Genomic DNA, 14,868 nt, shown 5'->3' on the forward strand with positions numbered 1-14,868 from the left:
CGCCGGTGTCGAACGATCGAGAGGATGGCGACGACTAAGCTGCCAGTGCCGGGTTACCGGCAGCAGCCGTCGGCGCGGGCCCTCGTAGCTCAGCTGGATAGAGCAAGAGCCTTCTAATCTCTAGGTCGCAGGTTCGAGTCCTGCCGGGGGCGCCACCAGGGAAGACGTCGTGCGCGGCTGCGCACGACGCACCCTGGCCACGTGACCGGCCCCGCATCGGGGCCCTCCTCGGGCAGCGCGGCGTATTCCCACTTTGGACGGTCACGGTCCACGGCTCCCCGCGCCGGAGGAGTCCGGAAGTCGCACCGTGCGAGCGGCCATGTGGCCCAACGGTCCCGACCGAACCCATCTCGAGACAACCTTGTTACCCGAACCGGTGAATCCGGCCTCAGGGTCTCCGCGGCCACGCGGTCACGCAGAGCAACAGGCCGTCACCCGACACGCCGCCCCGAGGGCGTACCCCTGCGGAGGACACCACCGCCGACGCCAGAACGAACTGCGCCGCCCGAGCCGTCTTCGACGAAGCCCGGCTCGCCGGACTGGTCCGACTGCACCTGCTGAAGCTGCGCCACCTCGGCACGCGACTGCAGGCAGACCAGACCACGACCGCGGCCACCCTCGCACGATCTGCCGACCGATCCTCACGCAACCCGGCACCGGTCAGCCGGCCCGCCCTGTCCACCCCCCTGATGCGCGACTTCGGTCCACATCGGATTCACCTGACGTCCCGGGTGGCGCCCGTCCTCACACGACCGATCTCCTCGATAACCGAAATGGACGCACACCCCGGACGTACCTTCCGTCCCCGACGGAGGCCGCGTGAGGCTCCGGCAGGACACATTTGTTCGCGTGAGCGATCACCGCTGATAGTGGTCAGGTCGCGGATGGCCGAAGCGGCCGAAGCGCCGGACACGCACGGTGCAGCCTGCGGACAGCGATGCGCCGGCGTGGGGGCACGACACGTTCGTGCGGGCAGCGAGCTGGTCAGGACCGGCCGGGCGCCCATCACGGTCGTCGGTCGAGCGGGTTCAGCGTCCCGCAGATCCGGGTGTCCGGGGTGGCGAAGACCTCTTCCGGCACCTCATCCGGGAACTGACGCGCCATCCAGGTCGGGATCAGTACACCGACGCGACGCATGCGGTGGAGCCGCAGCCCCGACCGAGCCCCCGCACCGACCTCGGCGAGGTACGGGTGTCGGCCTCGTACCCGCCGAAGTGCTTGGGGCGTCACAACTTGAACACCAGCGCCGGCCAGCGCCTCGATCGCCTCGACGTGAAGTTTCTCGCGCGTCGGGATCGTGGTGGCCAAGATATCCACCAAAGAAAACGGGCGAGAACGAACACCAAGTCGCGTGAGGCCAGGCCGGCGTCCACGGATGGTCCGGTTCGAAGCCTGCCCCCGGCCGACGGGCTCGCGCATCCTCTCGTTTGCGGGTCGGAGATCCCGGCGTTCGAAACCCGCCGGCATCGTTTCCGGACCACGACGCAAGCACCGCATTCCCAAGGATGTCAGCTCCGGACACCGATGTGATCCTCGATGACGAACCACGTTGGCCGAAGGGGATGAGACGACATGACTGCCGCCAGGAGTCTGCCCGCAGACGGCTACCCGCCCCCGCCCGAGCCGGGGCTGACGGCGGAAGAGGTCGTGGCGCGCGCGGAGCGCATCGCGGTCGATCTCGTCGATCGCCAACAAGAAACGGAAGAGCGCGGGTACTACGGCCTCGACACACACAACGAGTTCCTCAACGCGGGCTTCTACCGCTTGCTCGTGCCGCGACGGTACGGCGGCTACGAGTTCGGCCTCGACACCTACCTGCAGGTGGTGGCCGCACTCGCCCGCGGTTGCGGCTCCACGGCCTGGATGTACACCTTCGGCGCCTCCCACGCCCATGTCGCCGCGACCCTGTTCGGCCAGGCGGCGCAGGACGAGATGTTCGCGGGCGGCGACTTCATCTGCCCCGGCACGATCGGGCCGGTCGGGTTCGCCGAGCGGGCCGGGGACGGGGGCTGGATCGTCGACGGCACCCACCGCTACTGCTCCGGCTCCCCGTACGCCACCCACTTCATCGGCCACACGCTCGTGGCCGGCGCGGACGGCGAACAGCCCACCCCGATGATGTTCGTCCTGCCCCGCGACCGGTGGACGCGGCTGGAGGACTGGGGCGGGCAGCTGGGCCTCCGGGGCAGCGGTTCGCACAGCATCAAGATCGAGAAGGCACACATCCCGAGCCACTTCGCGCTGCCCGGAACGCACATCGGCCTGGTCTCCGTCGCGGACGGCGCGCCGGGACTGGAGCTGCACGGCAACACCATGTACGGCGGTGGCGTGCTGAGCATGATCCAGTTCCAGAACGGCGCACTGGCGACCGGCATGGTCGCCGGCGCCCTCGACATCTACACCCAGCTCATGCGCGACCGCACGACGATCTATCCACCAATCACCTCGCGCGCCCAGGACCCCGACTTCCAATACCACTTCGGCGAGGCCACCGGCCGCATCGCCACCGCACAGGCGGCCCTGGCGGACGGCGTGCGGCAGTGGCACGAAGCCGCCGCGCGCGGTTCGGCGGCGTTCACCCGTGAAGTGGACGTCAGGCTGTCGTTGATCAGCCGTGAAGCCGTCCGGCTGTCGTGGGCCGCGTTGTCCGAACACCTCTTCCCGACCGCCGGGTCGAGCGCGGTGCGGGTCGGTGAACGGCTCGAACGCATCTGGCGGGACATGTCCGCCCTGCAGAGCCACGCCGGGGTGAGCCTCTTCCTGGCCAAGGTTGCCAACCGGCAGCTGGCCGAACTGGTCTTCGACCTGGCGGGTGAGCGATGACCGAGTCCACGCGTCCGCTGACCGGGGCCGAGTACCTCGAGAGCCTGCGCGACGACCGCGAAATCTACCTCTACGGCGAACGCGTCAAAGACGTCACCGCACACCCCGCCTTCCACAACCCGGCGAGGATGACCGCCCGCCTCTACGACGCCCTGCACGACCCCAAGCACCGCGACATCCTCACCACCGCCACCGACACCGGCGGGCCCGACGGCTACACCCACCGCTTCTACACCACTCCCCACAGCGCCGACGACCTCGTCGCCGACCAGAAAGCCATCGCGGAGTGGGCGCGGCTCAGCTACAGCTGGCTGGGCCGCAGCCCGGAGCACAAGGCGGCCTTTCTGGGGACGCTGAACGTGAACGCCGACTTCTACAACCCCTTCGCCGACAACGCCCGACGCTGGTACCGCGAATCCCAGGAAAAAGTCCTCTACTGGAACCACGCGATCGTGCACCCACCCGTCGACCGCGACCGGCCACCCCACGAAGTCGCCGACGTGTTCATCCACGTCGAACGCGAAACCGATGACGGACTGATCGTCTCCGGCGCCAAAGTCGTCGCCACCGGCTCCGCCCTCACGCACTACAACTTCATCGCCCACACCGGGCTGCCGATCAAGGACCGCAAGTTCGCCCTGGTGGCCACCGTACCGACAGCGGCTCGCGGGTTGAAACTCATCTGCCGCCAGTCCTACGCGGCGGCGTCCACGCTCACCGGCAGCCCGTTCGACTACCCGCTCTCCTCCCGCATGGACGAAAACGACACCATCCTGGTGATGGACAAGGTCCTCGTCCCGTGGGAGAACGTGTTCATCTACGGCGACGTCGTGAAGGTGGGGATGTTCGCCGGGCACTCCGGGTTCAACGCACGCGCCTGGTTTCACGGCTGCACCCGGCTCGCGGTGAAGTTCGAATTCCTCGCCGGCCTCCTCGCCAAAGCCTTGGAAATCACCGGCGTCAGCGACTTCCGCGGCGTCCAAGCCCGCCTCGGCGAAGTCCTCGCCTGGCGCAACCTCTTCTGGGGACTCTCCGACGCCGCCGCCCGCAACCCCGTCCCCTGGCGCAACGGCGCCGTACTCCCCAACCCGAACTACGGCATGGCATTCCGCTGGTTCTCCCAGCTCGGCTACGCCCGCATCCGCGAAATCGTCCTCCAAGACGTCGCCAGCGGCCTCATCTACCTCAACTCCAGCGCACAAGACTTCCACAACGAAAACATGCGCCCCTACCTCGACAAATACCTCCGCGGCTCCCACGGCATCGACGCCGTCCACCGCGTCAAAGTCATGAAACTCCTCTGGGACGCCGTCGGCACCGAATTCGGCGGCCGCCACGAACTCTACGAACGCAACTACACCGGAAACCACGAAAACACCCGCGTAGAGCTACTCCAGAGCCAACTCGCCGACGGACAACTCGACAGCTACAAACAATTCGTCGACAACTGCCTCGCCGAATACGACCTCGACGGATGGACCGTCCCCGACCTCACCACCTTCGACCACCTCGGCAAGGCCGGCCGCGACCTCCTCAGCTGAACACCGGCCGAGCCGGTCCCCCGCCGCCAACGGATTCGACGGGCGCGTGCCCGTCGAATCCGTTGGCGTGCGAAAAAACCGCACCGGCAGGCACGCATGCTCGAAGTTGCCCGTACGTCCGCCGCGCCACCATGCTTCTCCACGCGAAACCCCTGCCGGAAATTCGACTGCAACGGCGTGATTCGCGACCTGGCCCGACACCTGGAGACCAGGGTGGTCGGCGTTCGTCCGGCGCCGTAGACAAGGGAGTCTGTTGTGGGCACAATCCATGATCTGAAAGTCGCACGCAGCGAAGAACCGTGGCTGACCATCGGCGACGCCGAATTTCGTTCACGGTTGATCGTCGGGATCGAGCAGTACGATTCGGTGACGGATGTCAAGAACGTGCTCGAGGCGACCGACGCCGACGTATTCATCACGACCGTCGACCCGGACAGCCGGCGCTCCAGCCTGCTGCTGTCGGACCTCGATGAAGCGCTGCCGCTGGACCAGTTCGTGTGGATCGGCACGACGTCGTTTTCCCGGTCGAAGGAGAGCGCGCTACGGACCGCCCGGATCCTGCACGATTCACTGGGAATCGACATTCTGAAGCTCGACGTGCGCGGCGAGGACAACACGCCGGACAATCGGCAGACGGTCGAGGCCGCAGCCGAACTACGCGCGCGCGGCACGCACCTGCTGCCGTTCATCCTGCCCGACCTCGGCGTCGCCCGGGAACTGGTGGACCTCGGGTGCTCGGCTCTGCGAGTGATGGCCGCCCCCGTAGCCTCCGGTCGCGGTATCGTCGACCCGGCGCCGATTCGCGCCATTATCGAGCAGTGCGACATCCCCGTCATCGTGGAAGGCGGTCTGGGCAGCGCGAAACACGTAGCGCTCGCCATGGAACTGGGTGCCGCCGCCACACTGGTCAACACTGCCCTGGTACGCGCGGGCAACCCGCTCAAGATGGCCAAGGCCATGCGTCACGCCGCCACGGCCGGCCGACTGGCCTACGAGTCCGTTCCCATGGCCGGAGACGCAGTGGCGGCGTGACTCGATGAAAACGCGTCAAGCCCAGGCCCGCTCCTCGCTCCCGGGCGAGACCAGGCAACGGCGCCGGGCGCTCGCCCTGCTGGCGGTGGCGACGGCGATCGGGAGCACCGGCCTCGCCGCCGGCGGCACGGCGGGCGCTCTGCTGGCGGTGGACATCGCGAAAGCGCAGGCGATGGCGGGTGTCCCGCTGGGACTGCTCGTCCTGGGCTCCGCCGCCGGCGCACCGATGCTCGCCCAGCAGGCGGCGATCGGCCGCCGGGTGCGGGGACTGGCGCTGGGCTACGCCGTCGGTGTGGCCGGTGCGGTGGTCGTGGTCCTGGCCGCGCTGTGGCAGAACCTGCCCCTTCTCCTCGCCGGCAGCTTCTTCCTCGGCGTGGCGAACTCAGCCGTGTTCATGTCGCGGTACGCGGCCATGGACACGGCCACCGCCGGCACCCGGGGCCACGCGATCGGCGTGGTCTTCGCCGCCACGGCGCTGGGCGCCATCGTCAGTCCCACCCTGCTCGGCCCGAGCGGGGCCGTGGCGAGGGCGATGGGCTTGCCACCCCTGGCCGGGCTGTATCTGGCGGCCGTGCTCGCGTTCGGCTTCGCAGCGGCGCTGCTCGCCACCCGGTCCGGGACGCTCGGGCCGCGGCCCGAGCCGGGGTACGGCTTCGTGGCCGTCCTCGCCGACACAGTGCGCCGCCGGGCGGCGGTCACCGCCGTCGGCGTCCTGGCCGCGACGAACTTCGTCATGGTCGGGGTCATGACCATCGCGCCGGTCCACCTCACCGAACACGGGCATTCGCTGGGCCAGGTCGGCGCCATCGTCGCGTTGCACGTCACCGGCATGTTCGCGGTGGCGCCCCTGACGGGGTTGCTGGCCGACCGGAAGGGGCCGGCGGGGGTGGCCCGGCTGGGCGGCCTGCTACTGGCCGTCGCCATGGTCATCGGCCTGTTCGTCGAACGCTCCGGCGCCCTCGTGATGACGGTCCACCTCCTCGTCCTCGGCGTCGCCTGGAACTGCGGAGTCGTCGGCGGCAGCACGCTGCTCGGCACTGCCGTCCCCGCCGAAACGCGGCCTCATGTGGAGGGCATCGCGGAAGTGATGATGGGGCTCGCCGCGGCCACCGCGGGGCCGCTGTCCGGCCTCGTGGCCGAGTTCGGCGGCTACCCGGCCTTCTGCCTCATCGGCACACCGGCTGCCGTTTTCCTTTTCCTCAGGAGGATTCCCTCGTGAAACTGCTGACGCTCAGTAACAGCTGCCCCCGGTGGGACGACGGCGGGCTGCTGCCGCGCTCACCGGGCGGGCTCGTCCCGATGCTCATCGCACTGCTCTCCGAACACGGCGGGCACTGGGTCTTCACCGCGCCTCCCGGCAGCCCGCCGGCCGGCTCCGTGTCCCTGAACGGCGGAGTCCGGCTGCATCCGCTGGACCTGGCCGAGGACGTCCGGCAACAGCACTACGACACCGTGTCCATCGGATTACTGCTCGGATTGCTGCACTACCTGCACGACACGTCCAGGCAACCGGTCGTCGACAGCGACATGGTCGACGCCTGGACGGGATACGAGGCGGTCAACCGGACTTACGCGAACCGGCTGGGCGAGCTGGCAGGCAACTCCGCGGACGAACTGGTGCTGATCAACGACCCGCACCTGATGCTGGTGCCGGAGTTCTACGCCGCACAGGGCGAACGCGCGAACCGGCTGGCGTACTTCCTGGGCACGCCGTGGTGCGAGCCGGACTACTTCTCGATCCTGCCGGCCTGGATGCGCACGAAACTCCTGGAGAGCCTGTTGCAGTGCGACGTCGTGGGTTTCCACGCGGGCCGCTGGGTGGACGCCTTCCTCGCCTGCTGCCGGCGGTACCTGCCGGACGTCACGATCGACGGCTGGACGGTCGGTCACCGGGGGCGGACGACGCGGATGGTCGCCGTGCCGTTCCCGCTCGACGTGGACGCGGTGGAGCGGGTGCGCCGGGAGCCCGCGACCGCTCGCTGGCAGGGCCGGCTCGCCGAGCTCGCCGGGGGCCGGCGGATCCTGACCCGGGCCGACCGGCTGGACCTCTGGAAGAACATGACCCGGGGTTTCCTGGCCTACGAGGCCATGCTGGAACGGCGTCCCGAGCTGGCGGGCGAATGCTGGTTCGCGTCCATCGCGACCGTGCCCAGCCGGGCGGCCGCCCGGCACGACGCGTACCGCGTGGAGAACGAGGCGATCGTGCGGCGGATCAACGAACGCTTCGGCAGCCCGGACCGGGAGGCGGTCTCGCTGATCTACCCGGGGACCGGCGGCGACTCGCGCAACAGCGTCATCGCAGCGCTCGGCATGTGCGACGCTGCGCTGGTCAACTCCACCTATGACGGTCTCAACCTCTTCGCCAAGGAAGCGGCTCTGCTCCTTCCCGACTCCGCGTCGCTCCTGCTGTCGGAGAACGCCGGCGTGTACGAGCAGCTCGGTCGGTTCGCCGTCCCGATCGATCCGTTCGACATCGGCGGGACGAGCACGGCGATGGAAGCCGCGCTCGGCGGGCGGAGCACACGAGCGGACGGGGCCGCCGGACGCCGGACGCTGCTCCGTGCGGAGAGCGCGGGCCGATGGCTGGAGGCGGTGTTCGCCCCGGCGGGCTTCCCGGGGGCAACGGGCCAACTCGGTATCGCCGTCTGACCGCGGCCCGTGCGGCCGGTGGACGGCGTTTCTCCGTCGTAGCTCACCACCGAGGGGAACCTCCTGCCGAATGCGGTGTTCCGGTCGCGGGCTGGAACCGTGCCGCTGCCGTTCGTTAGCGTTGGCGGCATGGGATCCCTCCTCGATGACCTCCTGGCCGTGTTGCCCGCCGACCGGGTGCTGACCGATCCGGATCTGCTGTCCGGCCACGCGCGGGACGAGGCCGATCTGTGCCCGGCCGGCACGCCGCTCGCCGTGGTGCGCCCCCAGGACACCGCCGAAGTCGCCGCCACGGTCCGCGTAGCCGCCGCCCATGAGGTTCCGGTCGTTCCGCAGGGCGCGCGGACCGGACTCACCGGTGCGGCCAACGCGACCGACGGCGCCCTGGTCGTTTCGCTGACGGGGTTGAACCGCATCCTCGAAATCGACCCCGCGGAGCGGATCGCGGTCGTCCAGCCGGGGGTGGTCAACGCGGAACTGCGCCGGGCTGTGGCCAAGGAAGGGCTCGCCTACCCGCCGGACCCGGGCTCCTGGGAGTCCTCGACGATCGGCGGCAACGTCTCGACCGACGCGGGTGGGATGTGCTGCGTCAAGTACGGCGTCACCGGCGAGTACGTGCTCGGGCTGGAGGTCGTGCTGGCCGACGGCGAGATCCTGCGCTGCGGCCGCCGGACCGTGAAGGGTGTCGCCGGCTACGACCTGACGCGGCTGTTCGTGGGTGCGGAGGGCACGCTGGGGATCATCACCGAAATCACCGTCCGGCTGCGGCCCGCGCCCCGGGAGGCCCGGACGCTCGTGGCGGTCTACCCGACGATGGCGACCGCCGGTCAGGCCGTGTCTTCGGTGATCGCCGCCGGACACGTGCCGAGCATGCTGGAGCTGCTCGACCGCACGCACCTCCGGGCGATCGAGGCCTACCGGCCGATGGGCCTGGACACCGAGGCCGCGGCGATGCTACTCGTCGCGCTCGACACCGGCGACGAAGCCGGCGCCGAACTCGAACAGATCGCCGAGCACTGCCGGACGGCCGGGGCGAGCGAACTCTACGTCGCCGGCGACGCGGCCGAGGCCGAGGCACTGACCGCTGCCCGCCGGCTCGCCCACCCGGCAATGGAACACCTCGCGACGCAGACTTTCCCGGACGGCCGGGGCGGTCTGATCGTGGACGACGTCGCGGTGCCGCGGTCCCGGATCGTCGAGCTCGTGACCGGCGTCGAGGAGATCTCCGCCCGGCACGACGTCCTCGTGGGCGTCGTCGGCCACGCCGGCGACGGGAACCTCCATCCGGTCATCGTGGTCGACCTGGCCGACAGTTCCAGTTTGGACCGTGGACGGCTGGTGTTCGACGAGATCATGCGGCTGGGCCTGGCTCTGGGCGGTACCTGCACGGGCGAGCACGGTGTCGGGTTGCTCAAGCGGGACTGGCTCGCCGAGGAGCTCGGCCCCGTCGGCGTGCGGCTGCACCGGGCCCTCAAGACCGCGCTCGACCCGGCCGGAATCCTCAACCCCGGCAAGGTGATCGCGCCGGGCTGAGCGCAACCGAGGAGACGGCCCGGCTGACCGCGATCAAGAGCACGGTGACCGGGAACACCTCGCCGCTGTCGCAGGCCGCCATCGGCGGCGTGCTCGTCGAGTCCGGCCGCAGCCTGCGTGCCGCCAACCGCGACAAGATCGCGTTCCACCGGAACACCATGCGGACTCTGCGAGGAAGCGCAGCGTGCGGTGGAACGTGCCGAACGGCGGGTTCTTCGCGGTCGCGGACGTGCCGTTCCGAGCCGGCGAGAAGCTGTTCGAGCTCTCCGCGGAGCAGTCCCGCGTCCGGTGGACTCCGATGAAAATCTGCTACTCCGACGGCGGCCACCACGCACTGCGGCCGTCCTGCAGCTGGTGTCGCGCGTTGCAAGGTGTTCGACGTTCGGGGCGGCGGGAACCTGCGTCATGAGAGCCCGGCCCGTGCAGGCCCGGCCGCGATGCAGTGAATGACCCATTCACCTCGTCCGACGACATGAATGACTCATTCATGTCGCCGGACCAGCCGCCGCGACCCTCGGCAGATCCGGGTCCGATGCACCCGATGCCACCTTGGCGCGCAGGGCCGGGCCGCTGTCGACGAACCTCGGACGCGCGACACTGGCCTCAGGCGGCCGGCCCGGTCAGGCGCCGGCGCTCAGCCGCGCCCGGCGCTTCTCCAAGAAGGCCCGCTCCGTGGCGTTCGTGGCCAGGGTGATCGCCTGGTCGTAGGCGGAGACGGCTTCAGCGGTCCGGCCGAGCCGGGTGAGCAGGTCGGCACGAGTGGCGGGCAGCAGGTGGTAGCCCGGCAGCTCGAGCTCGGCGATGGTGGCGAGGGCGAGTGCGGGTCCGTGCACCTCCGCGACGGCGACGGCGCGGTTGAGCGCCACGACCGGCGTCGGATTGTGCTGGAGCAGCTGGTCGTAGAGCGCGAGCACCTGCGTCCAGTCGGTGGCCGGGCCGTCGGTGTGGACGGCGTTGATCGCGGCTTGCAGCTGGTACGGCCCCGGCTGCCCGCGGCGCAGGCAGCGCCGCACCAGCTCGTGACCTTCGGCGATCAGTTCGCCGTTCCACAGCGACCGATCCTGCTCGGCGAGCACCACGAGTTCCCCCGAGGGACTCACCCGCGCGGGACGACGGGCTTCGGTGAGCAGGAGCAGCGCCAGCAGCCCGAGCACTTCGGGCTCGTCGGGCATCAGCTGGGCGAGTGCTCTGGCCAGGCGGACGGCTTCGAGGCTCAGGTCCGTGCGCAGCAATCCACCCGAAGTGGAGGTGTAGCCCTCGTTGAAGATCAGGTAGAGCACGGTGAGGACCGGCGGCAACCGGTCGGGAAGCTCCGCTTCGCCGGGCACCCGGTAAGGGATGCCGGCGTCGCGGATCTTCTTCTTCGCGCGAACGATGCGCTGGGCGATGGTGGCTTCCGGGACGAGGTAGGCGCGGGCGATCTCCGCCACCTCGAGCCCGCCGAGCAACCGCAGGGTGAGTGCGGTTTGCGCGAGGGGGAGAGCGCCGGGTGACAGCAGGTGAAGATCAGGCGCAGCTGGTCGTCCCGCACGGGTCCCACCTCCTCCGGTTCGTCGGCTTGGTGCAGCAGCAGCGCTTGTGCATGGCGGGCTTCCCGCGTCGATTCCCGCCGCAGGCGGTCGATCGCGCGGTTGCGGGCGGTGGTCACGATCCACGCGCCGGGGTTGGGCGGCGGTGCCTCACCCCACTTTTCGATGGCCACGGCGAACGCGTCCTGCACGGCCTCCTCGGCGAGCCCGATGTCGCCGAGGAGGCGGGTCAGGGTGGCCACGCACTGGCCGTACTCCGCCCGGTAGACGCTGTCCAGATCCATGCGCTCAGGCCCGGTACGAATCCTCGAAGGGGCGCACCTCGATCGGGCACCCGCAAGCCAGCGCGCACTTCTCGGCCCAGACCAGCGCCTGGTCGAGGTCCTCGCACTGGATCACCCAGATACCGCCGAGCTGTTCCTTCGTCTCGGCGAACGGGCCGTCGGTCACCGTGGAGCTGCCGTTGCCGGGGTGGACGACCGTGGTGGCGTGGGACGGCAGCAGGCCACCGACGAACACCCACGAGCCTGCGGCCCGCATTTCGTCGGTGACCTGCCCCGTCCGGGCAAGGTGTGCCCGCAATTCCGTTTCGGACGGCGGCGGCGCGCTTTCGTCCATGTGAACGGCGAGCAGGTATTGCTTCACGAACGAACTCCTTCGAACCGGGGAATCAGACGTGCAGGCGCCGGGCGATCGCCGGGATGACGATCGCGGCGGCGACCAGGTGCGCGACGATCAGCAGCAGCCTCGTGGAAACCGCCGCGTCCACGACGAGGTCGGGGACCAGCGACAACGCGGTGAGCACGAGGGTGGTGCGGACGAACGCCGTGCGCGGGCTGCGGGCCTTCCGGGCGAGCACCAGGGCCAGGATCAAGCCCAGTCCCGAAAAGACCACGGTCAGCATAGCGAACCCGGAAAGCTGGATCGGCGCACCGTTGACGGCGAGGCTGTTCCCGGCGAGCTTGCCCAGCCCGGCGACGGCCGTGGTCGCGACGGCGGCGATGGCCGTGGCGGTCAGACCGCCGACCACGAGGGACTTCGTCGAGGTGGCGGCGGCGGTGTTGGTGGTCGCGGTGTTGGCGGTGACGGACAACGTGTGCCTCCGTGGTTTGGCGACCGGCTCTGTTCCGGTCTCTCATCATGACTACGAACGGACTCGACACCATTCGACACCTCCCGGAAAGAATTTCCTTCTCCATTTGGCGCCACTCGGTGTGAAGGGTGAACCGCGGGACGCGCCGACCCGCGGGGCAGCCTCGGGCGAGGTGGTGTTCACGGCGTACCGAGGCCGTCGGCCAGCCACCGCGCCGTGATCGCGACGACCTCGGCCCGCCGGTCCGGTGTGCCGAACCCGTGGTCCGCACCGCGGGCGGTGTGGAACCGGGTGTTGGGCCGGCCGGCCGCGGCCCGCCGCGCGATTTCGTACGACACCGAGGCGTCCTCGTCGCCGTGCACGACGAGCGCGGGCACCGAACTGGTGGTGAAGCACTTCAGCGGGTCGTAGTGCCGGAACTCGTCGAACAGCACCCGGCCGGCTTCGAAACCGCCGTGTAGGCGCAAAAAGCCCTGCGTCTCCAGCAGTTTCCGCTGGTCCGGACCGAAGTTTTCGTCGCCCCAAGGCAGTTCGGGATCGAGAAAGGTCCGCCGCAGGTCCAGCACGGGCGCCCAGAGCGCGAACCGGTCGAGGCGCTCACCCAGCCACGGCAGGGAAAGGGTGGTGGAAACCGCGCCGAAACTGGAGGCGACGATGGCGAGCGGCCCGCCGGCGCGGTCGAGCAGGTGTTCGACGGCGGCCTGCAGGTCGAGCAGCTCGCCCGCGATCGTCACCCCCCGGGGTGTCCCGCCGCTGCCGCCGTGCCCGCGGAAGGAGAACCGCAGCACGGTGAAGTCCGCGTCCGCCAGCCGCTCGGCGAGCGGGACGAACATCCCGCCGACGGTCATGTCGGCACCGAACCCGTGCACCAGGAGGACCGCACCCCGGTGTGCCCGTCCCACGACGGAATGGCGTACGGCTTCGAGCCGCACGCCATCCACGGACGTCAATTCCAGCTGACGCAATCCCGCTTCTCCCTGCCGCCCGGTGCCCGGAACGCCCGGGCACCGGGAGCGAATACCCGTTCCTACGCTGCTTGTTCGGTGGTCGGGGCAGTCTCGGCCACCGGATCGGTGGACGTCTGCTGCTGCGTCGTTTCGTCCACACCGCCGTGCGCGTTCGTCGCGTGCCGGAACGCTCGCAGGACGAGCACGCACAGTCCGGCGCAGAGCACGGCGCTGATCACGCCCACGACGTGCAGGCCGGACGTGAACGCGTCCCGGGCCGCGGCCAGCAGTCCGCTCCCCTGTATGCCGGGCAGGTGGTTGGCCGCGTCGACCGCGCGGTCGATGCTTTCCCTGGCCGCGTTCGCCGCGCCGGCCGGTACCGCGCCCAGCGAACCCTCCAGGTTGTTCCGGTACACGACGGTCCCGACCGTGGCGAGCGTGGCGATGCCGAGCCCGATCGCGAACTCGGTGGCCGTCTGCACGATCGACGCCCCGGAACCGGTCTTCTCCTGCGGCACCGCACCCATCGCGAGGTGGTTGGCGAGCGCCGCCAGCGGCGCGGTGCCGAGCATGACCACGCACATGGCGAAGAAGATCGTCCCGGGGCCGGAAGCCGAGCCGGTCAGCGTGAAGATCAGGTACCCGACGGCGGCGACGACCATGCCGCCCGCGATCAGGTAGGCCGGCCGGATGCGGTTGGCCAGCCGCGGGGTGGTCAGGCTGGCGACGATCATCAGCGCGTTGGGCCCGAGCAGCAGCAGGCCGGCGGCGAGCGGGGTGAGCCCGGTGACGTTCTGCAGGTACAGCGTGACGAGCAGGAGGCTGCCCGCGCCCACCAGTGCGGAGATGAAGAACATGATGACCGTCGAGCGGAAGATGCGGTTGCCGAACAGCCCCAGGTCGAGCAGCGGGTGTTCCAGGTGCCGCTGCCGCTGCACGAACAGCACGGCGACCGCGATGCCGAACACCAGCGCGCCCATCGGGAACCACGCCCAGCCGTCGCGGGCCAGCGCCTTCAGCCCGTAGACGAACGGCAGGATCGCGGCGAGGGAAAGCACCACGCTGACCGGGTCGAGCTTGCCGGCCGACGGGCTCTTCTGGTCCGGCAGCAGGCCGGGGCCGAACACCAGCAGCAGCACGATCCCCGGCACGGACACCAGGAACACCGAGCCCCACCAGAAGTATTCGAGCAGGACGCCGCCGACGAGCGGGCCGAGCGTCGAACCGGTCATGAAGCAGGCCGTCCAGATGGCCAGCGCCCGGCTGCGGTCCTTCTGCTCGGGGAACATGCCGGTGACCAGGGCCATCACCGCCGGCAGCACCGCGGCGCCCGCGACGCCGAGCACCGCGCGGGCCCCGATGAGCATGCCCGGGCTGCTGGAGAACGCCGCGACCACCGAGGCGACGCCGAACACGGTGGCCCCGGCGAGCAACTGCTTCTTCCGCCCGATCCGGTCGCCGAGGGTTCCCATGGTGACCAGGAAACCCGCGATCACGAAGCCGTAGATGTCCACGATCCACAGCTGCTGGATACCGCTCGGCGCGAGGTCGGCGGTCAGGTGCGGCACAGCCAGGTACAGCACCGAGAAATCCATCGAAACGAGAAACGTGGGCAGGCAGAGCAGCGCCAAGCCGAGCCATTCCCGCCGCCCGGGTGGGCGCCTCGTGTCTGCAGTAGTCACGACCTGATCCTGTCGTCGGCGCGCCCCCGAGGCGACGCG

General features: G+C 69.8%; 11 protein-coding genes, 1 tRNA gene and 1 pseudogene. 7 read left to right on the plus strand and 6 right to left on the minus strand.

Features of this window, described 5'->3' with window-relative positions; translation table 11 throughout:
* Positions 1 to 78 precede the first annotated feature (78 nt).
* Positions 79 to 155 (plus strand) — tRNA-Arg (locus QRX60_RS50930).
* Between the two features lie 850 nt (positions 156 to 1,005).
* Here the strand turns inward: QRX60_RS50930 and QRX60_RS50935 are convergent.
* Positions 1,006 to 1,308, minus strand: coding sequence for a hypothetical protein (locus tag QRX60_RS50935; RefSeq protein WP_285998639.1), 303 nt, complete (start codon positions 1,306 to 1,308; stop codon positions 1,006 to 1,008).
* A 264-nt stretch (positions 1,309 to 1,572) separates the two neighbouring features.
* Here QRX60_RS50935 and QRX60_RS50940 point away from each other — a divergent pair, with 264 nt between their 5' ends.
* The 6 genes from QRX60_RS50940 to QRX60_RS50965 all read left to right on the plus strand — a co-directional run bounded on the left by QRX60_RS50940 (position 1,573) and on the right by QRX60_RS50965 (position 9,578).
* The gene (locus QRX60_RS50940) at positions 1,573 to 2,823 is read left to right on the plus strand and encodes an acyl-CoA dehydrogenase family protein (RefSeq protein ID WP_285998640.1); all 1,251 of its coding nucleotides are present in this window, start codon (positions 1,573 to 1,575) and stop codon (positions 2,821 to 2,823) included.
* Entirely contained in the window at positions 2,820 to 4,364 is a 1,545-nt protein-coding gene (locus QRX60_RS50945; RefSeq protein ID WP_285998641.1) for a 4-hydroxyphenylacetate 3-hydroxylase family protein, read from the plus strand. The genes QRX60_RS50940 and QRX60_RS50945 overlap by 4 nt, the downstream gene beginning before the upstream one ends.
* Positions 4,365 to 4,619: 255 nt before the next feature.
* Positions 4,620 to 5,396, plus strand: a complete 777-nt coding sequence (locus QRX60_RS50950) for a beta/alpha barrel domain-containing protein (protein WP_285998642.1) — start codon at positions 4,620 to 4,622, stop codon at positions 5,394 to 5,396.
* Positions 5,397 to 5,400: 4 nt separating this feature from the next.
* Positions 5,401 to 6,615, plus strand: coding sequence for an MFS transporter (locus QRX60_RS50955; RefSeq protein ID WP_285998643.1), 1,215 nt, complete (start codon positions 5,401 to 5,403; stop codon positions 6,613 to 6,615).
* A complete protein-coding gene (locus tag QRX60_RS50960; protein WP_285998644.1) occupies positions 6,612 to 8,045 on the plus strand; it encodes a trehalose-6-phosphate synthase in 1,434 nt (477 codons plus the stop codon). The genes QRX60_RS50955 and QRX60_RS50960 overlap by 4 nt, the downstream gene beginning before the upstream one ends.
* 129 nt (positions 8,046 to 8,174) lie before the next feature.
* The gene (locus tag QRX60_RS50965) at positions 8,175 to 9,578 is read left to right on the plus strand and encodes an FAD-binding oxidoreductase (RefSeq protein ID WP_285998645.1); all 1,404 of its coding nucleotides are present in this window, start codon (positions 8,175 to 8,177) and stop codon (positions 9,576 to 9,578) included.
* Positions 9,579 to 10,198: 620 nt separating this feature from the next.
* On the opposite strand, the pseudogene QRX60_RS50970 reads toward QRX60_RS50965, so the two are convergent.
* The 5 genes and pseudogenes from QRX60_RS50970 to QRX60_RS50990 all read right to left on the minus strand — a co-directional run bounded on the left by QRX60_RS50970 (position 10,199) and on the right by QRX60_RS50990 (position 14,829).
* Positions 10,199 to 11,391 (minus strand): annotated as a pseudogene (locus tag QRX60_RS50970) (RNA polymerase sigma factor).
* A gap of 4 nt (positions 11,392 to 11,395) precedes the next feature.
* On the minus strand, positions 11,396 to 11,752 hold the full coding sequence (locus tag QRX60_RS50975) for a YciI family protein (protein WP_285998646.1): 357 nt from the start codon (positions 11,750 to 11,752) through the stop codon (positions 11,396 to 11,398).
* Positions 11,753 to 11,777: 25 nt separating this feature from the next.
* Positions 11,778 to 12,200: a DUF6069 family protein gene (locus QRX60_RS50980; protein ID WP_285998647.1), complete on the minus strand. Its 423-nt coding sequence runs from the start codon at positions 12,198 to 12,200 to the stop codon at positions 11,778 to 11,780.
* A gap of 179 nt (positions 12,201 to 12,379) precedes the next feature.
* Positions 12,380 to 13,102 (minus strand): alpha/beta hydrolase, encoded by a 723-nt coding sequence (locus tag QRX60_RS50985; protein WP_285998648.1) that lies wholly within the window; start codon positions 13,100 to 13,102, stop codon positions 12,380 to 12,382.
* 125 nt (positions 13,103 to 13,227) lie between these two features.
* Positions 13,228 to 14,829, minus strand: a complete 1,602-nt coding sequence (locus QRX60_RS50990; RefSeq protein WP_285998649.1) for an MFS transporter — start codon at positions 14,827 to 14,829, stop codon at positions 13,228 to 13,230.
* Positions 14,830 to 14,868: the final 39 nt, after the last annotated feature.

The sequence above is a fragment of the Amycolatopsis mongoliensis genome (assembly GCF_030285665.1).
In the GTDB taxonomy this organism is placed as follows: Bacteria; Actinomycetota; Actinomycetes; order Mycobacteriales; family Pseudonocardiaceae; genus Amycolatopsis; species Amycolatopsis mongoliensis.

Coding starts and splice junctions, on each gene's coding strand:
- QRX60_RS50955 (WP_285998643.1), top strand. CDS start 5,401: ATGAAAACGCGTCAAGCCCAGGCCCGCTCCTCGCTCCCGGGCGAGACC.
- QRX60_RS50965 (WP_285998645.1), top strand. CDS start 8,175: ATGGGATCCCTCCTCGATGACCTCCTGGCCGTGTTGCCCGCCGACCGG.
- QRX60_RS50945 (WP_285998641.1), top strand. CDS start 2,820: ATGACCGAGTCCACGCGTCCGCTGACCGGGGCCGAGTACCTCGAGAGC.
- QRX60_RS50940 (WP_285998640.1), top strand. CDS start 1,573: ATGACTGCCGCCAGGAGTCTGCCCGCAGACGGCTACCCGCCCCCGCCC.